The organism is Lentzea albidocapillata (assembly GCF_000719115.1).
GTDB lineage: Bacteria > Actinomycetota > Actinomycetes > Mycobacteriales > Pseudonocardiaceae > Lentzea > Lentzea albidocapillata.
In genome coordinates this window covers 146,302-169,705 of the sequence record NZ_JOEA01000006.1, presented here as the reverse complement: position 1 = coordinate 169,705, position 23,404 = coordinate 146,302, and the positions used below count along the sequence as shown (strand labels likewise).

Annotated in this window: 19 protein-coding genes and 1 pseudogene; 4 read left to right on the top strand and 16 right to left on the bottom strand. The window is 69.1% G+C overall.

Annotated elements, in window-relative coordinates:
- Window positions 1-32: 32 nt before the first annotated feature.
- The 6 genes from IG04_RS0110390 to IG04_RS0110365 form a co-directional block, all read right to left on the bottom strand.
- Window positions 33-1,043 carry a hypothetical protein gene (locus IG04_RS0110390; RefSeq protein ID WP_338043520.1) on the bottom strand — a complete coding sequence of 337 codons (1,011 nt, stop codon included), beginning with the start codon at window positions 1,041-1,043 and terminating at the stop codon, window positions 33-35.
- A gap of 468 nt (window positions 1,044-1,511) precedes the next feature.
- Window positions 1,512-3,311, bottom strand: coding sequence for an aspartate--tRNA ligase (gene aspS / locus IG04_RS0110385; protein ID WP_030476365.1), 1,800 nt, complete (start codon window positions 3,309-3,311; stop codon window positions 1,512-1,514).
- A 66-nt stretch (window positions 3,312-3,377) separates the two neighbouring features.
- A complete protein-coding gene (locus tag IG04_RS0110380) occupies window positions 3,378-4,421 on the bottom strand; it encodes a hypothetical protein (RefSeq protein WP_030476364.1) in 1,044 nt (347 codons plus the stop codon).
- Window positions 4,422-4,494: 73 nt separating this feature from the next.
- The gene (locus IG04_RS0110375; protein ID WP_420843983.1) at window positions 4,495-5,664 is read right to left on the bottom strand and encodes a S8 family peptidase; all 1,170 of its coding nucleotides are present in this window, start codon (window positions 5,662-5,664) and stop codon (window positions 4,495-4,497) included.
- Between the two features lie 119 nt (window positions 5,665-5,783).
- The gene (locus tag IG04_RS0110370; protein WP_338043519.1) at window positions 5,784-6,857 is read right to left on the bottom strand and encodes a S8 family peptidase; all 1,074 of its coding nucleotides are present in this window, start codon (window positions 6,855-6,857) and stop codon (window positions 5,784-5,786) included.
- Window positions 6,858-6,934: 77 nt separating this feature from the next.
- On the bottom strand, window positions 6,935-8,095 hold the full coding sequence (locus IG04_RS0110365; RefSeq protein ID WP_084401812.1) for a S8 family peptidase: 1,161 nt from the start codon (window positions 8,093-8,095) through the stop codon (window positions 6,935-6,937).
- A 180-nt stretch (window positions 8,096-8,275) separates the two neighbouring features.
- Here IG04_RS0110365 and IG04_RS0110360 point away from each other — a divergent pair, with 180 nt between their 5' ends.
- A complete protein-coding gene (locus IG04_RS0110360) occupies window positions 8,276-9,181 on the top strand; it encodes a helix-turn-helix domain-containing protein (protein WP_051769484.1) in 906 nt (301 codons plus the stop codon).
- On the opposite strand, the gene IG04_RS0110355 is transcribed toward IG04_RS0110360, so the two are convergent.
- From IG04_RS0110355 to IG04_RS0110320, 8 genes and pseudogenes are all read right to left on the bottom strand, one after another.
- Window positions 9,121-9,924 (bottom strand): alpha/beta fold hydrolase, encoded by an 804-nt coding sequence (locus IG04_RS0110355; protein WP_030476359.1) that lies wholly within the window; start codon window positions 9,922-9,924, stop codon window positions 9,121-9,123. The two genes, IG04_RS0110360 and IG04_RS0110355, sit on opposite strands and share 61 nt — an antisense overlap.
- A gap of 13 nt (window positions 9,925-9,937) precedes the next feature.
- A complete protein-coding gene (locus IG04_RS0110350; RefSeq protein ID WP_030476358.1) occupies window positions 9,938-11,077 on the bottom strand; it encodes an acyl-CoA dehydrogenase family protein in 1,140 nt (379 codons plus the stop codon).
- Entirely contained in the window at window positions 11,074-12,906 is a 1,833-nt protein-coding gene (locus IG04_RS0110345) for an acetyl/propionyl/methylcrotonyl-CoA carboxylase subunit alpha (RefSeq protein WP_030476357.1), read from the bottom strand. The genes IG04_RS0110350 and IG04_RS0110345 overlap by 4 nt, the downstream gene beginning before the upstream one ends.
- Before the next feature lie 5 nt (window positions 12,907-12,911).
- Window positions 12,912-14,462: an acyl-CoA carboxylase subunit beta gene (locus tag IG04_RS0110340; protein WP_051769481.1), complete on the bottom strand. Its 1,551-nt coding sequence runs from the start codon at window positions 14,460-14,462 to the stop codon at window positions 12,912-12,914.
- The gene (locus IG04_RS0110335) at window positions 14,462-15,574 is read right to left on the bottom strand and encodes an acyl-CoA dehydrogenase family protein (RefSeq protein ID WP_030476355.1); all 1,113 of its coding nucleotides are present in this window, start codon (window positions 15,572-15,574) and stop codon (window positions 14,462-14,464) included. Before IG04_RS0110335 ends, IG04_RS0110340 begins: the two co-directional genes overlap by 1 nt.
- Window positions 15,571-17,057, bottom strand: a pseudogene (locus tag IG04_RS42455) (acyclic terpene utilization AtuA family protein). The gene IG04_RS0110335 and the pseudogene IG04_RS42455 overlap by 4 nt, the downstream one beginning before the upstream one ends.
- Window positions 17,058-17,104: 47 nt before the next feature.
- Entirely contained in the window at window positions 17,105-17,839 is a 735-nt protein-coding gene (locus tag IG04_RS0110325) for a TIGR03084 family metal-binding protein (RefSeq protein ID WP_030476354.1), read from the bottom strand.
- A complete protein-coding gene (locus tag IG04_RS0110320; protein ID WP_084401882.1) occupies window positions 17,836-18,363 on the bottom strand; it encodes a TetR/AcrR family transcriptional regulator in 528 nt (175 codons plus the stop codon). The genes IG04_RS0110325 and IG04_RS0110320 overlap by 4 nt, the downstream gene beginning before the upstream one ends.
- Window positions 18,364-18,489: 126 nt before the next feature.
- Here IG04_RS0110320 and IG04_RS0110315 point away from each other — a divergent pair, with 126 nt between their 5' ends.
- Together IG04_RS0110315 and IG04_RS0110310 are read left to right on the top strand one after the other, a co-directional pair.
- Window positions 18,490-19,221 (top strand): putative protein N(5)-glutamine methyltransferase, encoded by a 732-nt coding sequence (locus IG04_RS0110315; protein WP_030476352.1) that lies wholly within the window; start codon window positions 18,490-18,492, stop codon window positions 19,219-19,221.
- 19 nt (window positions 19,222-19,240) lie between these two features.
- Window positions 19,241-19,588, top strand: coding sequence for a hypothetical protein (locus IG04_RS0110310; protein ID WP_051769478.1), 348 nt, complete (start codon window positions 19,241-19,243; stop codon window positions 19,586-19,588).
- Window positions 19,589-19,623: 35 nt separating this feature from the next.
- On the opposite strand, the gene IG04_RS0110305 is transcribed toward IG04_RS0110310, so the two are convergent.
- Complete coding sequence (locus IG04_RS0110305) at window positions 19,624-21,600, bottom strand: intein-containing Rv2578c family radical SAM protein (RefSeq protein WP_036014253.1); 1,977 nt, start codon at window positions 21,598-21,600, stop codon at window positions 19,624-19,626.
- Between the two features lie 171 nt (window positions 21,601-21,771).
- Here IG04_RS0110305 and IG04_RS42450 point away from each other — a divergent pair, with 171 nt between their 5' ends.
- Window positions 21,772-23,094 (top strand): YibE/F family protein, encoded by a 1,323-nt coding sequence (locus IG04_RS42450; protein ID WP_063758240.1) that lies wholly within the window; start codon window positions 21,772-21,774, stop codon window positions 23,092-23,094.
- Here the strand turns inward: IG04_RS42450 and IG04_RS0110295 are convergent.
- Entirely contained in the window at window positions 23,015-23,368 is a 354-nt protein-coding gene (locus IG04_RS0110295) for a DUF1304 domain-containing protein (protein ID WP_030476348.1), read from the bottom strand. The two genes, IG04_RS42450 and IG04_RS0110295, sit on opposite strands and share 80 nt — an antisense overlap.
- Between the last annotated feature and the right edge of the window lie 36 nt (window positions 23,369-23,404).

Here is a 23,404-nt window from a genome sequence, read left to right as displayed (position 1 = left end):
CGGTGATCCGCGAATGACCGTGCGGGAACGGTTCAGCGAAATGCAGGGTAAAGCGGGAGTTCGAGCACCTCGGGGCCGTAGCGGTCGGCCAGGGCGCCGATCACCGCGTCGGCGTGCGACGCAACCGTCTTCTCGCCCAGCAGCAACGCGTCGGACCGCAACCGGATCCACCGGCCCGTCAGCACGACGCTGCGCGGCGGAGCGTCGGCGACGATCGGCATGGGCTTGGACAGCGCCCGCCACGTCGCGAGCCACACCCACAGCAGCTGGGCCTCCAGCAGCCGCGGTAAGAACACCGCGTCGTCGTCCATCTCGGGCCACACCGACCCGACCTCCGCGCGCCAGGCGGCGACCATGGCCTCGGACATCCCCGGTGGCAGGCCCCAGCCGCACCAGCAGGACGGGAACGGCACGCGCAACGCGGCGGCGTCGAACACGATGTCGCGGACGCAACCGCCCTCGAAGTCGACGAACCGGACGCCGCGCGAGGTGACCAGGTGGTTGTCCGGGCACGACGACGACGGACTGAACGCACGCCGCCGCGAGGTGCTGAACGCCCGTGCGGCGCCGGCGGCGTACTCGATGGCCTGCGTGGACGTGCCGACGCCCACAGTGGACTCGAGCAGCGCCGGTAAGCCCGCGATCGCCGCGTGCACGTCGACCGCGATCGGGTCCTGGCAGCACTGCGCACCGGCGCGGCGCATCAACGCGTCGAAGTCCGCGTCACGGCCCGCCGTCGTGGCGTGCAGGCGGCCCATGGCGTGTGCCCACGAGAGCAGGCCACGTTCGGCGGCGCGCGCGTCCTTGGCGTGCAGCTTCTCGGACAGCCTCGGCGCACGACCGAGGTCTTCCAGCACGACGAGACGCGACGCCGCGTCGTGGGCGAAGAGTTCGGGGGTGGCGCGTTCTTCGGCCGGCAGGGCCGTCAGCAGCTGGTGGCTCACGGCCTCGTGCGCCCACGGATCGCGGTCGCCGGTACCGGCGGGATAGCGCTTCACGACCAGCGTGCGTGGCATCGAGAACGGCGAGGAAGCGACTCTCACGCGAATGACGACGGAACGACCGGTACCCCCGAGAGCCTCGGGGTCAGCGAGGCGCACCTGTGCGCCCAGTCGCTTGGTCAGTACCCGCTCAGCCGCCACGACAGCGTCTGCGATCTCAGGTGAAGTCGTGTCAGGAGGGCCCGCGGTGATCTCCACGCTCATCCCCTCCGACCCTACTCCCCATGTCCGTGAGCCGGACCGACGCTAACCGGGCCAGGCCTCGACCACCACCACTCGTTGGTAACGGCTCGCACTGTTCCCGGAGACCCCTCCGAGGTGTGGACGTGTGGAAACACCTTCCGTTGCCCGCTACGGGCCGATCAAGCGGATCGATCGGCCCGCGCTCCTCAATACCGATCAAGTAGTTGCTCGATCGGGCGAACCGGTCTCATGTTCTGGGACGCGCGGAGGCGTCCGGCAGGTTGCCTCCGCGCCGGCCACGTTCCGGGACACGCCGCCGAAAGATCGTCAGGCCTTCGGCTCGGCCTTCTGCTCCGCCTTCTCCTGGGGCTTCGCGTCCACACCGGCCTCCTTGCGCTGCAGCGCCGTGATGGGCGCCGGAGCGGCCGTCAGCGGGTCGTAGCCGCCGCCCGACTTCGGGAACGCGATGACCTCGCGGATCGAGTCGGCACCCGCGAGCAGCATGCAGAGGCGGTCCCAGCCGAGCGCGATGCCGCCGTGGGGCGGCGCGCCGAACTTGAACGCGTCGAGCAGGAAGCCGAACTTCTCCTGCGCCTCCTCGGCACCGATGCCCATGACGTTGAACGCGCGCTGCTGCACGTCCGCGCGGTGGATACGGATCGAGCCACCGCCGAGCTCGTTGCCGTTGAGGATCACGTCGTAGGCGTAGGCCAGCGCGTTGCCGGGGTTCTCCTCGAAGGTGTCGATCCACTCCGGGGTCGGCGAGGTGAACGCGTGGTGCAGCGCCGTCCAGTTGCTGCCGCCGACGGCGACGTCGCCGGCCTCGAGCTTGTCGACCGACTCGAACATCGGGAAGTCGACGACCCAGCCGAACGCCCAGGCGTTCTCGTCGATCAGGCCGACGCGGTGCGCGATCTCGACCCGGGCCGCGCCCAGCAGGGCACGCGCGTCACGCGGGTCGCCCGCGCCGAAGAAGATGCAGTCGCCCGCGTTGGCGCCGGCGGCCTTCGCGAGACCCTCGCGCTCGGCGTCGGTGAGGTTCTTCGCGACCGGGCCGCCCAGCGTGCCGTCCTCACCGACCAGCACGTACGCGAGCCCCTTGTGGCCGCGCTGCTTGGCGAACTCCTGCCACGCGTCGAGCGTGCGGCGCGGCTGCGAGGCACCACCCGGCATGACGACGGCACCGACGTACGGCGCCTGGAACACGCGGAACGTCGTGTCCTTGAAGTACTCGGTCAGGTCGGTGAGCTCGAGCTCGAAGCGCAGGTCCGGCTTGTCCGAGCCGTACTTGGCCATCGCGTCGGCGTAGGAGATCCGGCGGAACGGCAACTGCAGGTCGACGCCCTTGGTCTCCTTCCAGATCGCGGCGAGCAGCTTCTCGGTCAGGCCGATGACGTCGTCCTGCTCGACGAAGCTCATCTCGAGGTCGAGCTGGGTGAACTCCGGCTGGCGGTCGGCGCGGAAGTCCTCGTCGCGGTAGCAGCGCGCGATCTGGTAGTAGCGCTCCATGCCACCGACCATGAGCAGCTGCTTGAACAGCTGCGGCGACTGCGGCAGCGCGTACCAGCTGCCCGGACGCAGCCGCGCCGGCACCAGGAAGTCACGCGCGCCCTCGGGCGTGGAACGGGTCAGCGTCGGCGTCTCGATCTCGACGAACTTCTCGCCGTGCAGCACCTCGCGGGCGATGCGGCTGACCTCGCTGCGCAGCCGGATGGCCGTGGCCGGACCGGACCGGCGCAGGTCGAGGTAGCGGTGCTTGAGGCGGGCCTCCTCGCCGGGCTCCACGTCGCTCTCGACCTGGAACGGCAGCGGCGCGGCCTCGTTGAGGACCTCGAGCTCGCTCACGTAGACCTCGATGGCACCGGTGGCCAGCTCGGGGTTGTCGCTGCCCTCGGGACGCTTGCTCACCTCACCGGTGACCTTGATGACGTACTCGCTGCGCAACCGGTGCGCGCGCTCGGCCATCTCGCCCTCGCGGAACACGACCTGGGCGACACCACTGGCGTCGCGGAGGTCGATGAAGATGACACCGCCGTGATCCCGCCGGCGAGCGACCCACCCGGTGAGGGTGACGGACTGCCCGGCGTGCTCGGCCCGGAGTGATCCGGCCTCGTGCGTGCGCAACACGGTGGTGGCTCCTTGTAGACGAAGTCATCTTTGCCGTCAAGGCTAGCTGCAGCCACCGACAGATTTTCAGGCAGGGCTTTCTCGCAGCTCCAGCAGCACCGACGTGGCCAGCGTCGACACCCGCTGGCCCAACGAGGTCACGGCGTGGTCGTGCACCGCCGCGGCGACGACATCGGTGTACTCCCGGGCCCTCGCGACGCCGACCAGCCACACCGCGAAGGCCCGCAGCCGCACGTCCGGGTCGGCCGCCCACACCGGCACGAACGGCACGACCAGGCCCACGTCCGTCGTGTCGCGTTCGAAGAGCCGGCGCAGGTGGTCGAGCGCTTCGGTCCGCCACGGCAGCACGTCCACCAGCGCCAGCACGAGGTCCATGCCCTCGAAGTCCTTGGGCCCCACCAGCCAGAGCACGTGCTCCAGCACCTCTTCGTAGCCCATCTCGAACGACCCGGTACTCAGGAACAGCTCCAGGTCCCCGGTCAGCCCGCGCAGGATCACGTCGGCGTCCGGCCTGGTCGCCGCGGACACCAGGAGCCGCGCCTGCGGCTCGTCGCCGGTAACCGGCAACTCCAGCAGCCACGAGGCCGCGGCCTCGTCGCCCCGCCCGGCGAACTCCGTCGCGACGAGCACGAGGCACAACCGCGTGGCCGGATCGGTTTCCAGTTCCCACCGCCGCGTCAGGGCGGGCAGCACCGGCGCACTGTCCCCGCGCCCTTGCCCGAGCACGAACAACACACCCCGCCGCACCGTCGCCGAGCTGTGGTCGAGCAATGCCAGCAGAGCCGGTTTCGACGCCTCCCACGCGGGTGGCCAGCTCGGGTGGACGCCGTCGGGGAGGCTGCCGGCGGCGGCCGCGATGCCGCCGCACAGGTTCTCGAGCAGCCACTCGCGGCCGGGAGTGTTGTCGTGGGCGACCAGGTCCAGCAGGAACGGCCACGCCGCCGCCGTCGCCTCGCTGACGGCGGACTCGTCGGCGCACAGGTGGCGTACCAGCTCCTCGTGCGGCTCGACGGAGGTCCGGGCCTGCCTCAGCAACCTGGGAAGGTCGTCGGCGTACCCGTCGTGACCGCGCAACCGGTACCAGTCGATGCTCTTCAGACCCTCCACCATGTACCCAACAATAGGAAAGGGCCGCGACCGGAGTCGCGGCCCGATCGATCAGGCGCTGTACTCAGTGCTCAGCTCACGCGGACGGCGCGAGGTACAGCAGGCGGTTCGGCGAACCGGTGCCCGGGTTCGTCACCTTCGCCGGCGTCGACTGCCCGACCAGGTACGAGGCGACCTGGGCCGGCGTCGCCGCGCGGTTCGTCGAGAGGTAGCGAGCGGCGGCACCCGCGACGTGCGGGGCGGCCATCGACGTGCCCGAGATGGTGCTGGTGGCGCTGTCGGAGGTGTGCCAGGACGACGTGATGTCGCGGCCCGGGGCGAAGATGTCGAGCACCGAGCCGTAGTTCGAGAACGACGAGCGGGCGTCGTTGCGGTCGGTGGAGCCGACCGTGATCGCCTCGGTCACGCGGGCCGGCGAGAAGCCGGACGCGTTGGCGTTGGAGTTGCCCGCGGCCACGGCGAACGTGACGCCCTTGGCGACGGCGTTGCGGACGGCCGTGTCGAGGGTGGCGTTGGCGCCGCCGCCCAGCGACAGGTTGGCGACGGCCGGCTTGACGGCGTTGGCGCCCACCCAGTCGATGCCGGCCGCGACACCGGCGAGGGTGCCGGAGCCGTTGTTGTCGAGCACGCGGACGGCGACGATCCTCGCGGCCTTCGCGACGCCGTACTGCGAGCCCGCGATGGTGCCGGCGACGTGCGTGCCGTGGCCGTTGCCGTCCTGGGCAACGTTGTCATTGTCCACGAAGTCACGGCCGTTGGTGGCGCGGCCACCGAACGTCGAGTGGCTGACGCGGACGCCGGTGTCGATGACGTACGCCGTCACGCCGGAACCGGTCGAGGTGTAGCTGTAGGACTGGTTCAGCGGCAGGTTGCGCTGGTCGATGCGGTCGAGACCCCACGACGGCGGGTTCGTCTGCGTCGCCTGCGTGTGGACGACCTGGTCGGCCTCCACGAAGTCCACCGACGGGTCGGCGGCCAGGCGCTTGGCCTGCTTCTCGGTCAGCTTCACGTTGAAGCCGCCGAAGGTCTTGTACTCGCGCTCTACCGAGCCGCCGAAACGGGAAGCGAGGGCGTGCCCGTTCGTCTTGCCTTCCTTCAGCTTCACGATGAAGCTGCCGGCGATCTTCTCCGGGGAGTTGAGCGACAGCACCTCGCCAACCGCTGCGGAGGCGTTGGGAACCATCAGAACCGACATGGCGAGAGTCGCCGCGCCGGCACCGGCCAGGAACCGGATCTTTCGCGTCATGATGTGCATTCCGTTCTTTGCAGGGGAACGAAGCGCTTTCGACGTTATGGAGAGATCCGGTTCCTGCCAAGGGTGTCCTACGGATTAGGACGCACTTGTATTGCCGAACAATTGACCTTTCACAGGAATGGCGGCCAGTAGAGGATACGACTGACGGGTGGCGTCCCCGGAGTGCCCGTGGTAACCAGCGCGCGCTCGACCTGCGCGGGCGTGGCGGCGCGGTTGCGTTCCAGGAACCGGGCCGCGACACCGGCCGCGTGCGGTGCGGCCATGGACGAACCGCTCAGCGTCGCGGTCGCCGTGTCGGAAGTGTTCCAGGCCGAGGGAATGCTCACGCCCGGAGCCCAGATGTCCACCAGGGGCCCGAAGTTCGACGACGAGGCCTTGGTGTCGTTCTGCGTCAACGCGCCCACGCAGATCGCGGCCGAAACCCGTTGCGGCGACGAGTTCACCGGGTCGGTGTTGCTGCCTCCCGCCGCGACGGTGTACGAGACACCGGAGTCGATCGACTTCTTCACCGCCGTGTCCAGCGCAACGGAAGCACCGCCGCCCAACGACATGTTCGCCACCGCGGGTTTCACGGCATTGCGCGTCACCCAGTCGACGCCCGCGATGACACCGGAGATCGTGCCGGAACCCGACCCGTTCAGCACACGCACGCCCCACACCGTCGCCTGCTTGGCGACGCCGTGCTTCGTGCCCGCCGCGATGCCGGCGACGTGCGTGCCGTGGCCGTTGTCGTCCTGGGCGACCGCGTCGTTGTCGACGGTGTCCCAGCCGTTGCGCGCCCGGCCGCCGAAGTCCGCATGCGTCACGCGGAGGCCGGTGTCGATCACATAGATGTTCACACCACGGCCGGTGGTGGTGTACGCGTAGCGCTGGTCGAGCGGCAACGCGCGCTGGTCGATGCGGTCCAGGCCCCACGGCGGGTTGAGCTGGACGCTGTTGGCGTGCACGATGCCGTCACGCTCCACAAAGGACACGTTCGAGTCGGCCTTCAGGGCCTTGACCTGTGCCGATGTCAGCCGGGCACTGAAACCGTTCAAGACACTCGAATACCTGTGCTCGACGGCGACGTTGAACGATGACACCGTGCCGTCCTTCAGCACGACGATGTACGACGACGTGGCCGCGGACGCCGGGGCGACCACGACCGTTGCCGCGAGTGCGGCGACTGCCAGCAGGGCTCTCACGGGCAGACTTCCTTTCTTTCGCAGGGAAAACGGCCCCGGCTCGCAGGGAACCGGGGCCGCACATCTCAGGGCTGCGCTCAGCTGGTCGGGGCCCAGTACAGGAGCCTCGTGGTCGTGTTCGGTCCGGGGTTGGTCACCTTGCCGTTGGTGGCGTTGGTCGTGATCGCGGTCGCTACCTGCGCGGGCGTCACGTTCCGGTTGCCCTGCAGGTAGCGGGCCACCACGCCGGCGACGTGCGGCGCCGCCATCGAGGTGCCGGAGATGGTGTTCGTGGCCGTGTCACTGGTGTGCCACGTGGATGTGATGCCACCGCCGGGCGCGAAGACGTCCACCACGGGGCCGTAGTTGGAGAAGGAGGAGCGGGCGTCGGTGCGCTCGGTGGAGCCCACGGTCAGCGCCGCCGCCACGCGCGCGGGCGAGGTGTTCGCCGCGTTCGTGTTGGAGTTGCCCGCCGCGACGGCGAACGTCACGCCGCGCGTGATCGCGCCGGACACGGCGTTGTCGAGCGAGGTGTTGGCGCCGCCGCCGAGCGACATGTTGGCGACAGCGGGCTTGACGTGGTTCGACGCCACCCAGTTCACGCCGGCGACGACACCGGCGATGGTGCCGGAGCCGGAGTTGTTCAGCACGCGGACGCCGATGATGTTCGCCTGCTTCGCGACACCGTGCAGCGTGCCCGCGACGGTGCCGGCGACGTGCGTGCCGTGCCCGTTGCCGTCCTGCGCGACGGCGTCGTTGTCCACGAAGTCGTAGCCGTTCTTCGCACGGCCGCCGAAGTCGCGGTGCGTGATGCGGACACCGGTGTCGATGATGTAGGCGTTCACGCCGGAGCCGGTGCTGTTGTAGGTGTAGCGCCGGTCGAGCGGCAGGTTGCGCTGGTCGATCCGGTCGAGCCCCCACGACGGCGGGTTGACCTGCGTGGCCTGGATGCTGACGACCTGGTCGCGTTCGACGTACTCGACCGAGGGGTCAGCGGCCAGTCTGCGCGCCTGCGCGTCGCTCATCCTGACCGAGAAGCCCTGGAAGACCGTGTCGTAGACGTGCCCGACCTGACCGCCGAACCGGGAACCGAGAGTCTGCGCGCTCGCGGTGACCCCGTTGTCCTTCAGCTTCACGATGAAGCTGCCGGCGATGTTCTCACCGGGCGAGACGCGGATCTCGCCTGCCGCGGCGGTGGCCGGTGCCGCGAACGCGGCGATCATGACCGCCGAGCCCAGCAGAGTTGCAGTCTTGCGCATTGTGCAGTCCTGTTCGTCGCAGGGATGCTCAGGAACCTGACCGGGGCTATTGGCGGCGTAATAGTCCCGAGATCTGAACCTGCCGAGTTTCGAACCGGGACAAAACCGCCGATCGGCTGTACCGCGTTCCCTTTGCTGCCGATAGCCTTCCGAGCTTGACTCCGTGAAACGGAGGAGTGGATGCTCACGATTTACCCACCGCGCGAGGAGCTCGCCGACCTTCTCGTGACGGGTCCGTTCGCGGACGCGTTGCGGGTCGCGATCCAGGTTCGGGGACTCAGTCTGGAACGGCTGCAGCACCGCCTGAAGGTGCGGGGCGCGCCGATCAGCGTGACGGCGCTGAGCTACTGGCAGTCGGGCCGGCGCAGACCCGAGCGACCCGAGTCGCTGATGGCGCTGGCGCACCTGGAGGACGTGCTCGGGCTGCCCCCGGCCGCCCTGAGCCGCCTGCTGGGGCCGCCCCGGCCGCGTGGCCGTTCCCGCAGGCGGGAGCAGGACTCACGGGCCGCGTGGGACGGTTCCGGGCTGGTGCTGACCGCCCAGCACGACCGGGTCGACGTCGCGCCCTGCGGCGGCGTGCGCGGCATCCGGTCACGGCAGGTCATGCAGGCGAGCACCGCCGGTGTGGACCGCTGGATCCTTTGCCAGGAAACGGGTTCCGCACAGCCCGCGCTCACGGCCGTCCGTTCCTGCCGGGTCGGCCGGATCGCCAGGGAACGCACGAACGGCGTGCTCGTCGCGGAGATGTTGTTCGACGAACCGATCTCCGCCGGCGACTCGATCGCGATCGAGTACGAATTGATCTATCCACATCCGACTGTCGAGCACACGCATTTCCGGCGGTTCGGCGACCGCGTGCACGACTACGTGCTGGAGATCAAATTCGCGGACGGGTCCCCGCCCGCCTCCTGCGAACAATTCTCGTCCGGCCCGGCCGGAACGGAAATGCACGGCGGCGCCCGCCCCGCCCCGGTGGACGACGGGGGCTACGCGCACGCCGCCGCGCTCGACTTCGGTCCCGGTCTCTACGGGATGCGCTGGACCGTCGCCGCGAACGCCTCGGGGTCGTCCACCCAGGGGAAGTGACCGGCACCGGGCTGCACCACGAACCGCGTGCGTGGGAACAGGTCCGCATACTCCCGCGCGCGCTTGGGCGGCAGAGCCACGTCGTGCTCGCCCACGACGAAAAGCGTTGGCACGTCGAGGTTCGCGAGCCCGGCCCGCACCTGCCCGGTGTCGAACGCACCCTCGGCGTAGTACTCGCGGGCGGCGTCGTCGTTGGACGGGTGGTCCTCCAGCGCCCGCGCCGCGTCATCCCAGCGCCCGTGGTGGAACGGGGCGATCTTCGCGAACGCCTCGTCGGAGAAGTCGCCGGCCCAGATCTCCTCGAACCCCTTGATTGCCTCGGCGTACCAGGGTTCCCCACTGCGCCGCAGAGCGACTTCGCGGCGATCGTCGTCGGTGACGTCGATGCCCACCACTCGCGGACTGGGCGCGACGAGCACGAGTTCCTCGACATGCCGGGGAAAGCGCGCCGCGTAGAGGATCGCCAGGGTGCCACCGGCGGAGTGGCCGAGCAGCCGCATCTTCTCCAGGCCCAGGTGCCGCCGGAGCGCCTCGACGTCGCCGACCTGATGATCGACGCGGTAGTCGTCCGCTTTCTCCGACTCGCCCGTGCCGCGCAGGTCCAGCCTGATCACGTCGTCCAGCGGCAACCCGCCCAGGTACGACGAATCCTGCATCGGCCCGCCCGGCAGGCAGATCAGCGGGTCCCCGGCCCCACCGTGGTAGGCGAGGCCGAGCCCGTCCGCGTTCGTGAAAGTCCCCATGTCCCGCAGTGTGTCAGTACGAGCGCGGGAGCTTCAGCGAGTTTTGTGCGACGAAGTTGAGCACCATCTCCCGCGAGACCGGCGCGATCCGGGACAACCGGGACATGCCGAGCATCGACGCCAGTCCGAACTCGGAGCTCAGCCCGTTGCCGCCGTGCGTCTGGATGGCCTGGTCGACCGCGGCCGCGATGGCCTCGCCCGCCGCGTACTTGGCCATGTTCGCGGCCTCACCTGACTCCTTGTCACGGCCGGAGTCGTAGAGCGCGGCGGCCTTCTGCGTCATCAGCCTGGCCAGCTCGATCTCGATGTGGATCTTCGCCAGGGGGTGCGAGAGGCCCTGGTGCGCGCCGATCGGGCTGTCCCACACCTGACGCTGCTGGGCGTAGGAGACGGCCTTGCCGATCGCGAGGCGGGCGGAGCCCGTCGCCATGCTCGCGCCCATGATCCGTTCGGGGTTGAGGCCGGCGAAGACCTGCAGCAGCCCCTGGTCCGGGGAGCCGACCACAGCGTCCGAGGGCAGCCTGACATCGTCGAAGAACAACGTGAACTGCTTCTCCGGCGCCACCAGGTCCATCTCGATCTGGTGCCAGGTAAAGCCCTCGGAGTTCGTCGGCACGACCACGAGCACCGGCCCGGTCTTCTGGATCGCGACCACGAGCACGGCGTCGACCTCGTCGACGCCGGAGATGTAGGTCTTGGTGCCCTTGAGGATCCAGTCCTCACCGTCGCGCTTGACGTGGGTCTTCAGCTTGTGCGAGTTGGAACCCGCGTCCGGCTCGGTGATCGCGAACGCCATCTTGAGCGTGCCGGCAGCGAAACCGGGCAGCCACTTCGACTTCTGCTCCTCGGTGCCGAACCGCGCGATCACCGTGGCGCAGATCGCGGGCGAGACCACCATGAGCAGCAACGGACATCCCGCCGCCGCCAGCTCCTCGCACACCGCCGCCAGGTCACCGATGCCGCCGCCACCGCCGCCGTACTCCTCCGGCACGGCCACGCCGAGGTAGCCGAGCTTGCCGGCCTCCTCCCACAGTTCGGTGGTCTTCTCCCCCGCCCTGGACTTGGCGATGAAGTAGTCGTGGCCGTACTGGGCGCCGAACTCGGCGACGGCCTTGCGCAGCGCGATCCGCTCTTCGGACTCGACGAAGCTCACAGTTCCTCCACTACGGCCAGGACGTCGCCGGCGTTGACCTGCTGTGCCTGCGAGACGAGGAGTTCGGTGACGGTGCCCGCACTGGTCGCGAGCACACGGTGTTCCATCTTCATGGCCTCCAGTACCAGGAGTTCGGCACCGGCTTCGACCACATCGCCCTGCTGGACCGACACCCTGACAACAGTTCCTGGCATCGGGGCGACGGTCGCACCGGGCGCGAGCTTGGTCTCCGGTTCGGGGAAGCGCGGCACGACCTTCAGCGATACCGAGCCGCGCGGCGAGTCGACCTCGACCAGATCGCCGTACCGGGCAACGCTGAACGGCGTGCGCACGCCGTCCAAGTCGAGCGTGACCACTCCGGGAGTCGCCTGCTTCGGGTCGTATTCGACCTCGATCAGCTCCTCACCGAACAGGAACTTCGCCTTCGGCTGCTGAGAACGCACGTTGCGCCAGCCGAGCGGCAGGTGCCCGATCCTGCGACCGGCCGCGCTCGCCAGTGCCGCCGCGAGCGCAAACGGTTGCGGGTCAACGGTCCTGGTGAAGTCGTGCTCGGTCAGGAAGCCGGTGTGCGTGTCACCGTTGAGGAAAGCCTCGTTGCCGAGGATGTCCACGAGCAGTGCGCGGTTCGTGACCAGGCCGTGGATCTGAGCGCTCTGCAACGCCGTCGCGAGCTTGCGGGCGGCCGCGCGGCGCGTCGGCGCGTACGCGATCACCTTGGCCAGCATCGGGTCGTAGTGCACGGAGACCACGGACCCGTCCTCGACACCGCTGTCGAGCCGGACGTCGCCGGGCACGTGGAACCGGTGCAGCGTGCCGCTCGCCGGGCGCCAGTCGTTCGCCGGGTCCTCGGCGTAGAGGCGGACCTCGATCGCGTGACCGCGCGGTTCCGGCACGTCCACCGGAAGCTTGGCACCCTCGGCGATCCGCAGCTGCCACTCGACCAGGTCGACGCCGTAGACGAACTCCGTGACCGGGTGCTCGACCTGCAGCCGCGTGTTGACCTCCAGGAAGTGGAAGTCCTCGCCCTTCAGCATGAACTCGACGGTGCCCGCGCCGACGTACCCGATCGACTCGGCCGCCGCCGTCGCCGCGGCGAACAAACGCTTGCGCACGTCGTCGGTGACCGCCGGGCTGGGCGACTCCTCGACGATCTTCTGGTGCCTGCGCTGGATCGAGCACTCGCGTTCACCGAGCGCCCAGACCGTGCCGTGCGTATCGGCGAGGATCTGCACCTCGACGTGCCGAGCGTGCTCCAGCAACGGCTCGCAGAACACCGTCGGGTCGCCGAACGCCGACTCGGCCTCGCGCCGCGCACTCGCCAGCGCGTCGGCGAACTCGGCCTTCTCGCGCACGATCCGCATGCCGCGGCCACCACCGCCGGCCGACGCCTTGATCAGCACCGGGAACTCGGTGACGGTCTCCGGGTCCAGTTCCGGCAGCGTCGGCACACCCGCGGCGGCCATTCGCTTCTTCGCGGCGACCTTGGAGCCCATCGCCTCGATGGAGTCCGGTTCCGGGCCGACCCAGGCCAGGCCCGCGGCCTGGACCTTCCGCGCGAAATCGGCGTTCTCGGACAGGAATCCGTAGCCGGGGTGCACGGCGTCCGCGCCCGCCTTGACCGCTGCCTCGACCAGCAGGCCGGCACGGAGGTAGGTCTCGGACGGTGACGCGCCGGGCAACCGCACCGCGAAGTCGGCCTCGCGAACATGCGGCGAATCGGCGTCCGGGTCGGAGAACACCGCGACCGTGCGGATTCCGTTGTCACGACAGGTGCGGATGATCCGGCGGGCGATCTCGCCGCGGTTGGCGATCAGGAGAGTCTTGATCACGGGGCTCACATCCGGAAGACGCCGAAGCCGTCGGCGCCCTTGATCGGTCCGCTGTGGACAGCGGAGAGGCAGAGGGCGAGCACGGTCCTGGTGTCGCGAGGGTCGATCACGCCGTCGTCGTAGAGCTTCCCGGACAGGAACGGCGCGAGCGACTGCTCCTCGATCTGCGCCTCCACCATCTTGCGCATGGCGGCGTCGTGCTCCTCGTTGTACTCCTGCCCCTTGGCCATCGCGGCCTGCCGTCCGACGATCGAGAGCACACCGGCGAGCTGCGCCGGGCCCATCACGGCCGACTTGGCGTTGGGCCAGGTGAACAGGAACCTCGGGTCGTACGCCCTGCCGCACATGCCGTAGTTGCCCGCGCCGTATGAGGCGCCCATCGTGATCGTCAGGTGCGGGACCCGGCTGTTGGAGACCGCGTTGATCATCATCGAGCCGTGCTTGACGATGCCGCCCTGCTCGTACTGGGCGCCGACCATGTAGCCGGTGGTGTTCTGCAGGAACACCAAGGGGGTGTCGCTCTGGTTCGCGAGCTGGATGAACTGCGTGGCCTTCTGCGACTCCTCGCTGAACAGCACGCCGCGCGCGTTGGCGAGGATGCCGACCGGGTAGCCGTGGACGCGGGCCCACCCGGTGACGAGGCTGTTGCCGTACAACGGCTTGAACTCGTCGAAGTGCGACCCGTCGACGAGTCGCGCGATGACGTCACGAGGATCGAACGGCACCCGCTGGTCCTCGGAGACGATGTCGAGGATGCTCTCGGCGTCGAACAGCGGCTCTTCCACCGGTGCCGGCTCCGGCCCCTGCTTGCGCCAGTTCAGCCGGGCGACGACCCTGCGCGCCAGCCGGATCGCGTCGGTCTCGTCCTCCGCCACGAAGTCCGCGAGCCCGGACGTCGCGCCGTGCATGGTCGCGCCGCCCAGCGACTCGTCGTCGGAGTCCTCGCCGGTCGCCATCTTGACCAGTGGCGGACCGCCCAGGAACACCTTGGAGCGGTCCTTGATCATGATCACGTAGTCGGACATGCCCGGTACGTACGCGCCACCGGCCGTCGCGTTGCCGAACACCGCCGTGATCGTCGGGATCCCGGCCGCGCTCAGCCGGGTCAGGTCGCGGAACGCCCGGCCGCCGGGGATGAAGATCTCGCTCTGTGTCGGCAGGTCCGCGCCGCCCGACTCGACGAGGCTGACCAGCGGCAGCCGGTTCTGCAGCGCGATGTCGTTGGCCCGCAGCGACTTGCGCAGCGTGTACGGGTTCGACGAGCCACCGCGCACCGTCGGGTCGTTCGCGACGATCACGCACTCGACGCCCTCGATGCGCCCGATGCCGGTGACCACCGACGCGCCGACCGGGAAGTCGGTGCCCCACGCCGCGAGCGGGGACAGCTCCAGGAACGGGCTGTCCTCGTCGACGAGCAGCTCGACCCGTTCGCGGGCGAGCAGCTTGCCGCGCTTGTGGTGCCGCTCGACGTACTTCGGCCCACCTCCCGCGAGCGCCTTGGCGTGCTCGGCGTCCAGTCCCGCGATCTTCGCGAGCAGCGCCTCCCTGTTGCCCATCAGGCGAACCCCAATCGTCGTGCCGCGAGCTCGGTCATCACTTCACTCGCCCCGCCCCCGATGCCGAGGATGCGGGCGTCCCGGTAGTGACGCTCCACTTCGGACTCCCGCATGTAGCCCATGCCTCCGTGCAACTGCACCGCCGCGTCGACCACCTCGGAGCAGGCGTCCACGGCGGCGTTCTTCGCGAAGCAGACCTCGGTGACGCAGTCCTCGCCGCGGTTGATCCTGGCCGCGACCTCACGCGTGTAGGTCCGCGCCAGGTCGATCTTCTGCGCCATCGCGGCCAGCTTGTGGCGCACCACCTGGTTCTTGATCAGCGGTTTGCCGAACGTCTCGCGGTTACGGGTCCACTCGACGGTCAGGTCCAGCGCCCGTTGCGCCGTCGCGTACGCCTCGACCGCCATCGTCACGCGTTCCACCTGGAACTGCTGCATGATCAGCGCGAACCCCTGGTTCTCCTCGCCCACCAGGTTCGCCACCGGCACGCGCACGCCGTCGAAGTGCAGTTCGGCGGTGTCGCTGCAGTGCCAGCCCATCTTGTCGAGCTTGCGCCGCGTGAACCCGTCCTCGATGACCAGCAGCGAGATGCCCTGGTAGCCGTCGCCACCGGTCCGCACCGCGGTCGTGACGAAGTCCGCCCGGCAGCCCGAGGTGATGAACGTCTTCTCGCCGGTGACGACATAGTGGTCGCCGTCCCTGACCGCTTTGGTCCTGATCGCCGCGACGTCGGACCCCGCTCCGGGTTCGGTGACCGCGAGGCTGCCGATCTTCTCGCCCCGGATCGCGGGCTTGGCGAACCTCTCGATCAGGTCTTCGTTCCCGCTCTGCCAGATGTGCGGGATCGCGATGCCGAGCGTGAACAGCGCCGCCATCAGACCCGACGACCCGCCGTTCTGGATGATCTCCTCGGTCAGCGCGACCGAGTCGAGCAGGTCACCGTGCTCGAACCCGATGCCGAGCAGGTCGAGTTCCGCCGCATTCTTGTGCAACTCACGCGGAACTTCGCCGTCGCGTTCCCACTGGTCGAGGTGCGGCGCGATCTCCCTGCGGGTGAAGTCGCGGACGAGTTGCCGCAGCTCTTTCCGCTCGTACAGATCCTTGGTGATCACAGGAGCTCCTCCGGGATCTCTACTTCCCTGCTGCGCAGCCACTCGCCCAGTGCCTTGGCCTGCGGGTCGAACCGCGTGCTGCTCGCCACCCCGTCACCGAGAAGGCCGTGCAGCACGAAGTTGAGCGCCCTGAGGTTCGGCAGTTCGTACCTGCTGACCTCGGTCGCCTCCGGCAGCAGCTCCCTGAGCTTCTCGGTGGTGAGAAAGCCGTTCAGCCACGCGAAGGCCTCGTCGCCGCGCACCCACACACCGAGGTTCGCGTCCCCGCCCTTGTCACCGCTGCGCGCGCCGACGATCGTTCCCAGCGGCCTCTTTCGACAAACACGGCTCACAGCAACACCGCCTTCGCACTGACCTCGTCACGATTCACGTAAGCCGCCCGGTAGACCCCGAACGGCGTTCCGTCGCCGGGCGGCGCCGTGACGTGGAACCCTGGATAGCTCGCCAGCGCCAGCTCGATGGCCGCCCGGCTGAACCCCTTGGCCCGCTTGGGGTCCGCCGTCTTGATGGTGACGTGCAGCAACGCGCTCGCCTGCTCTTCGGTGGTCGCGTCGCGCTGATCGGTCCGCGCCAGCGTCCACGTCAGACCTTCCTCACCGATGGCGTCGTGGAGCTGCCGCCGGACGAGGTCGGCCTTGGCGTCGACGTCAAGTCCGGTGAGGACGAACGTCGTGGAGTTCCTGAACCCTCCCAGCGTGTTCAGGCAGACCTTGAGCGTGCCGGGAGGCGGACTGCCCTTGGTGCCGCTGATCCTGACCCCGCGCTCGTGCGCGTCGAGCCTGATCGTGTCGAAGTGCGTGGTGACGTCCGGCCCCAGGTACTCGGGCGCCCCGATCTCGTACAACAGCTGCGCCGTCACGGTGTCGACGGTGACCGCGCCACCCGTGCCGTCGTGCTTGGTGATCAGGCACGAGCCGTCCTCGTCGATCTCCGCGATCGGGAACCCGGGCCGGGTCACGTCGATCTCGGTGAAGAACGAGTAGTTGCCGCCCGTGGCCTGCGTCCCGCACTCCAGCACGTGCCCGGCGACCGTGGCCCCGGCCAGCCGGTCCCAGTCGTCGCGCGCCCACCCGAAGTGCGCCGCTGCAGGCCCGACCACGAGGCTCGCGTCGGTGACGCGCCCGGTGACCACGACCTGCGCGCCCTGGTCCAGGCACTCCGCGATCTCCCATGCGCCGAGGTAGGCGTTGGCGGTCAACGCCTCGGGGAACCGCGTCTTGAGGTCGTCACCCGTGACGTAGCCGACCTTGGCGCCGAGCTTGCGCGCCAGCCCCTCGGGGTTCAGGCCACCGGCGTTGACCACGATCCTGACGCCCTTGTCGAGCGCCAGCGCCAGACAGTCCTCCATCTGCCGCAGGAACGTCTTCGCGTATCCCAGCGACGAGTCCTTCATGCGGTCGCGCCCGAGGATGAGCATGGTCAGCTCGGCGAGGTAGTCGCCGGTCAGGACGTCGAGCTCGCCGCCTTCCAGCTGTTCGCGCATCGCGGACAGCCGATCGCCGTAGAACCCGGACGCGTTGCCGATCCTGATCAACGGCCACCTCCGGGCGGTCCCGCGAACGCCTGCGCGATCGGCACCCACTCCTGCGCCACTGGGCCGGAGGCCTCGATCGCGAGCTCCTTGCGGTTGCGGCGCTGCGTCACCAGCCACGCGAAGTCCAGCGCCGGCCCGGAAACCCGGTTCTCCGCGTCCTCCGGCCCCCAGGTCCACGACTCACCGCCGGGGCCGGTCAGCTCGACCCGCACCTCGGCCTCCGGCTGCGCCAGCCCGTTGAGCAGGAACGCGAACCCCATCGTCCGCACGCCGATGTGGCACACGTGCCTGATCCGCGCGGTGGGCTCCCTCACCACCCCGAGCGCGTCCGCCACGTCCTGCCCGTGCGCCCAGGTCTCCATGATCCGCGCGGTGGCCATCGACGCCGGACTCATCGGCGGCCCGAACCACAGGATCTTCCCGGACGCCTGGGCGAGGTGCTCCAGCAACGACTTCCGGCCGTCCCGCCACAGCTCCAGCAGGTTCGGCGACGCCGCCGCCTCCGCCGCGGTGCGGTCGACGATGTCGGCGGTCAGCGGCTGCGCCTGGAACGCCTCGGGGTCGGTGATGGCGAGGATCGACGCCTTGTCCGTCCACATGAGATGGCCGATCTGGTGCGCCACGGTCCACCCCTCGGCGGGAGTGGGTACCGACCAGTCGTCCGCCGCCGCGACGATCTCGTCCAGCGAGCGCGACTCGGCGTCGAGGTCGGCCAGCAGTTCCGTGATCACAGCTGTTCCTCCAGCATCCGCGCCCAGTAGCGCACGACGTGCGCCCGGCGCTTGGCGTCGTCGGCGAGCTGGTTGGCGAGCGCCAGCCCGCGCACAAGATCAAGGGTTGCCTGCACCGCGTCCCTCACCCCCGGCTTCGAGTCGTCCACGTCGAGCAGTTCCAGCGCCAGCCCGTACACCTCGCGGCCCAGCCGTGCCTGCAGTTCCAGCACCTGCTCGCGCAGTTCCGGGTCGGTGCGCGCGGCCACCCACAGCTCGAGTGCGGCGGTGAACAGGTCACTGGCGTGGAAGTCCGCGATCAGCTCCACCACGGCGTGCGTGGTCTTCTCGGCGACATCGGCGCGCCGCTTGAGCACCTCGACGCTCTCCGCGCCCACGTGCTCCACGGCCGCCGCGACCAGCTCACCGCGTGTGCGGAAGTGGTGCAGCTGCGCGCCGCGCGACACCCCTGCCCGCTCGGCCACCTCGGTCGTCGTCGTGCCTGACCAGCCGCGTTCCACCAGACACTCGACGGTCGCCTCCATCAGCTTCCGCTTCGTCTCGCGCGTGCGGTCGGCCTGGCGCTGCCTCGTCTCCACGCCCCGAGTGTTCCGGCGAACAAACAAACAGTCAAGCCTGCTTGTAAATCACGCTGCTAGCGTCCGCGAGCGATGAGCATCGTGGAACGACTGCGGGCCGCCGGCTGCGTTTTCGCCGAAGAAGAGGCCGCACTGCTGCAAGAAGCCGCTCGCGACGCCGAGCACCTGGAAGACCTGGTCAGGCAACGGGCCGACGGTCTGCCGCTGGAGCACGCCGTGGGCTGGGCGCTGTTCTGCGGGCAGCGGATCGTGGTCACCAGGGGTGTCTTCGTCCCCCGCCACCGCACCGAACTGCTGGTGGACCTCGCCACCGAACTGAAGCCCGCCACCGTCGTCGACCTGTGCTGCGGCTCCGGCGCGGTGGGCGCGGTCCTGCAACACCGTCTGCCGTCCGCGACGGTCTACGCCGCCGACATCGATCCGGCAGCGGTCGCCTGCGCGCGGGAAAACCTCACCAACGTGTTCGAAGGCGACCTGTTCGACGCCCTCCCCACACACCTGCGCGGACGCATCGATGTCGTGGTGGCCAACGTCCCGTACGTGCCGACCGACGACATCCGGTTCATGCCGCCAGAAGCCCGCGACCACGAGGCACGGGTGGCGCTCGACGGCGGCCAGGACGGTCTCGAGATCATGCGCCGCGTGGCGGCCCAGGCAGCGACCTGGCTACGCCCTGGCGGCCACCTGCTGTCGGAGACCAGCGAACGCCAGGCACCGGCCGCGCTCGTCGCTTTCACCGCCGCCGGACTCAACGCCAAGCTCGTGACCAGCGAAGACACCACCGCAGTGGTCGGCAGGCGCTAAGTTCCGTACAATGTACGGTATGTCGTACGACGAGGTCATGCAGTGGTTTGCGAAGTGGGACGAGCTCGCGGTCAAGGGCGACGTCGAGGCGATGGCCGACATGGCGCTGTTCCCGGTCAACACGGTCACCGACGGTTCGGCCACGTCGTGGGACCGCGAGACGTTCCTGAAGGAGATGGGGGCCCAGCTGGGCGGTGAGGTGCAGATGGAGTCCACCAGGACGCCGCACTTCATCAACGACAACCTGGTCTTCGTGATCACGGACGGCACGATCAACGGGATCACGGTGCGCTACGGCGACCTGCTCACGAAGGTCGGCGGCGAGTGGAAGTTCCAGACGATGGCCCAGGGCGGGTGGGCCGAGTGAAGGACACCCTGGGGAAGAGGGCGTCCCACTGAGGATCACAGCAGTGTGAGTTGTTCCTGATCGACGCGCGGCGCCGGCACACCCACCGGCAGGCTGCCGTCGGGCCACACACCTTCGTCGTCACCGGGCACACCGGTGACGGCGTCGGTGGAACGGCCGCGTGGTGCGAGGCCGTGCTTCTCGATCAACGGGACCACGCGCGCCGCGAGCCGGGCGCGATACCGCTTGTCCACATAGGACCGGTTGCCGTACAGGTACCGGTACGTCTCGACCAGGTCCGGGTGCTCGCGCCGGAGCCAGGCCGCGAACCACTCCTTCGCACCCGGACGCAGGTGCAGCGGCAGCACGGTCACGCCCGTCGCACCGGCGGCCGCGATCTGCTCCAGCAGGAAGTCCAGCTGCTCGGTGGAATCCGTCAGCTCCGGTAACACCGGGGCCACGAACACCCCGCACGGCAGGCCCGCCTCGCGCACCTTGCGCACCAGGTCGAGCCGGGCGGCGGGCGTCGGCGTGCCGGGCTCCAGCGACTTGTGCAGGTCCCGGTCCATCAACGCGAGCGACACCGCGATCCCGACCGGCACGACCTCGGCGGCCGCCGTCAGCAACGGCAGATCACGTGCCAGCAGCGTGCCCTTCGTGAGGATCGAGAAGGGCGTGCGGGAGGCGGTCAGCGCCTCGATGATCCCTGGCATCAAGGCGTACCGCCCCTCCGCCCGCTGGTACGGATCGGTGTTCGTGCCCAGCGCCACGTGCTCCTGCTTCCAGCGGGCGGAACGCAGCTGGCGCGACAGCACCTCCCCCGCGTTGACCTTGACGATCAGCTGGTTGTCGAAGTCCTTGCCGGTGTCGAGGTCCAAATAGGAGTGTGTCTTGCGGGCGAAGCAGTTGTGGGACACGATCCCGTTCGCGATGAAGTCCGCGGTGCCGGTCGAGATGTCGTAGAGGGTCATCTCCCCCAGCGGTTCCACGGACACGACACCCAGCGGCTGCCGCGACTTGATCGCCACGCCGTCGATGTCGCGCTTGCGGGTGATCGACGGGTCGACGGTGTGGAAGAAGCGCAGGTTCTCCCGCAGCCCGCCGCGCAGCCGCACGACCCGCACGCCACGCCGGCGGCGCAGCTCCTCGATCGCGAAGTCGAAGTCGAAGTGCTTGAGCGCCAGGCAGATCGCTTCCAGCACGGTGGCGTTGCGCGTCGACATCCGCAGGATGCTGCGCGAGCAGGTCCCGAGGTAGTCGAACGCGCCGGCCAGGAATCCCTTGAGCCAGTCAGGGTTCGGGGCTATCTGCCAGTGCGCGAGCTCGCGCACCTGGTGCAGAAATCCCCTCCCTTCTCGCACACCGAAGTAGTCGAGATACTCCTGTGTGCGGTCCATGGCCTCGATGTCGGCCAGGGGGATGTGGAACTCGGTCTCGTCGTCCACCATGCCGCGCAGGTAGCCGCGGCGGTAGTCGTCGGTCACGGAGGGCTGCTCGACGAACGCCCCCGTGCCCATCAGCTTGTTGCCGGTCGTCAGGTGCGGACGCCGGCCGACGCCCGCGGTTTCGCCCGTCACGTGCTTCCAGCCGCGGTCGGTGAGGAACCGGTGATCGCCGGACGCGACGACGGTCGTGCCGTCCTCCAGCGTCAGCCGGTACGCGGTCTTGCGGGTCTCCCAGTGGGCGAGAACGGTCGTGAGCTTGTAGCGCCGGTAGTTGCCGACGAGCTCGGTGCCGTAGATCTCGTCGCCTTCACGCAGCTCCGACAACGGCTTCGTGCGACCGTTGCCCATGAGGATCGGCGTGTCACCGGCCAGGCAGTAGGTGCAGGCGTGTGAGCAGCCGCGATACGGGTTCACCGTCCACGAGAACGGCAACGACGAACCCGGTACCCCGTTGAGCACGGATTTGGCGCGGACCTCGTGGAACACCACGTCCGCGAACTCAGGAGTTCGTACGCTGCGCACCAGTCCCGGTAGCCCCGGTAGCGCCTGCTGCGGCTCTGCCTCGAGTTTCTGTCCGTCCCATCGCACACCGTCGATTCGAACACATGTTCGAACAGCGGTCAAGGAGCACACGGGTCACCCAGTGGGGTAGCTACTGGGCTGTAACCGCCGTCGAACACCTCATGGGGCAGGATGTCGCGCGTGGGTCACGGTCACGGGCATAGCCACGCGCTGAACGAGGAACCGGCATCACAGCGCGTGCGCACGTTGCTGATGTGGCTGCTGGTGCCGTTCGCGCTGGCCACCATCGTCGGCGCGGCGCTGCTGTACCCCTTCGGGCACGAGCAGAAGACCGGCGCGGAGATCGGCCTGCACCAGACGCCGGTCGAGGCCGTCGTCACCGGCCTGGCCCAGGACTGCGGTGAGAAGTGCGTCGCGGTGACCGTGCAGATGAGCGACGGCGCCGCGAGCGGGCAGAGCATCACGATCCCGACCGTGAAGGGCCCCGGAGCGCCGAGCTTCCAGATCGGCGACGAGGTGGTGCTGTCCTACGCGGGCAGCCAGCCCCAGGCCGCCGAGTCGTACCAGATCGTCGACTTCCAGCGCGGCTGGTCGCTCGCCGTGCTGGCGCTGCTGTTCGCGGGCGCCGTGCTGCTGCTCGGCCGATGGCAGGGACTCGCCGCCTTGGGCGCGTTGCTGCTGAGCTTCGTGGTGCTGGTGCTGTTCGTGATGCCCTCGATCCTCGCGGGCGAGAACCCGTTGATGGTCGCGGTGGTCGGCGCCGGACTGATCATGTTCATGGTGCTGTACCTGACGCACGGCATATCGGCGCGCACGTCGACAGCGGTGCTCGGAACGCTGGTCAGCCTCGCGCTGATCGGTGTGCTGGGCGCGTTGTTCTCGGCCGTGTCGAAGCTGACCGGCCTGGACGAGGACACGACGAACCTCGTCACGCTGCTCGGCACCGACATCGACACCCGCGGACTGCTGCTCGCGGGCACGCTGATCGGCGCGCTGGGCGTGCTGGACGACGTGACGGTCACGCAGACGAGTGCGGTGTGGGAGCTTCGCCGGGCCAACGAGGAACTGACGTGGCGCGAGCTCTTCGCGGCGGGCTCGCGGATCGGGCGCGACCACATGTCGTCCGTCGTGAACACGCTCGTGATGGCCTACGCGGGCGCGGCGCTGCCGTTGCTGCTGGCGATCTCGCTGGCCGGGCGGTCGATGGGCGAGATCCTGACGTCGCAGCAGATCGCGCAGGAGATCGTCCGCACGCTCGTGGGCAGCATCGGCCTGGTGGCGGCGATCCCGGTGACCACCGCGCTGGCCGCCCTGGTCGCGGCACGCCAGGAGGTCACCCCCATCGCCGCACCGGCCCCCGAGCCGGAGCCCGAACCGAAGACCGAGAAGCGCGCCGCGAAGCCCGTGAAGCCACGGCCGGCGCGCATCGAGGGCGACCTCTTCATCGGCTACGACCCCGACAAGGGGCCGTGGGAACGTCCTAGTGAGCCAAGAGCACGAAGAGCAGGGTCAGCACGCCCGGCACCACCTGCACGAAGAAGATCTTCCGGCTCGCCGTGAACGTGCCGTAGACACCGGCGACGATCACGAACACCGTGAACAGCACGGACGCGCCGAAGTCCTGGCGGATCAGCGCGTAGATCAGGCCGGCGGCGAGGAACCCGTTGTAGAGACCCTGGTTCGCAGCGAGGGCCTTCGACGCCTGCGCGAACTCGGGCGTGAGGCCGAACGCCTTCTGGCCGCGCGGCGTCGTCCAGAGGAACATCTCCAGCACCACGATGTAGAGATGGATCAACGCCACGAGGGCGAGCAGAACGCCTGCGATGACCTGCACTTGGGTTCCTCCTCAGAGCTGACACACGCGATGGGA

Excerpts from the sequence above, each read along its gene's own strand:
- IG04_RS0110340 (WP_051769481.1), bottom strand. The coding sequence starts at position 14,462 with ATGGGCAACAGGGAGGCGCTGCTCGCGAAGATCGCGGGACTGGACGCC.
- IG04_RS0110375 (WP_420843983.1), bottom strand. The coding sequence starts at position 5,664 with ATGACGCGAAAGATCCGGTTCCTGGCCGGTGCCGGCGCGGCGACTCTC.
- IG04_RS0110355 (WP_030476359.1), bottom strand. The coding sequence starts at position 9,924 with ATGGGGACTTTCACGAACGCGGACGGGCTCGGCCTCGCCTACCACGGT.
- IG04_RS0110380 (WP_030476364.1), bottom strand. The coding sequence starts at position 4,421 with ATGGTGGAGGGTCTGAAGAGCATCGACTGGTACCGGTTGCGCGGTCAC.
- IG04_RS0110310 (WP_051769478.1), top strand. The coding sequence starts at position 19,241 with ATGTCGTACGACGAGGTCATGCAGTGGTTTGCGAAGTGGGACGAGCTC.
- IG04_RS0110315 (WP_030476352.1), top strand. The coding sequence starts at position 18,490 with ATGAGCATCGTGGAACGACTGCGGGCCGCCGGCTGCGTTTTCGCCGAA.
- IG04_RS0110365 (WP_084401812.1), bottom strand. The coding sequence starts at position 8,095 with ATGCGCAAGACTGCAACTCTGCTGGGCTCGGCGGTCATGATCGCCGCG.
- IG04_RS0110360 (WP_051769484.1), top strand. The coding sequence starts at position 8,276 with ATGCTCACGATTTACCCACCGCGCGAGGAGCTCGCCGACCTTCTCGTG.
- IG04_RS0110320 (WP_084401882.1), bottom strand. The coding sequence starts at position 18,363 with ATGGAGGCGACCGTCGAGTGTCTGGTGGAACGCGGCTGGTCAGGCACG.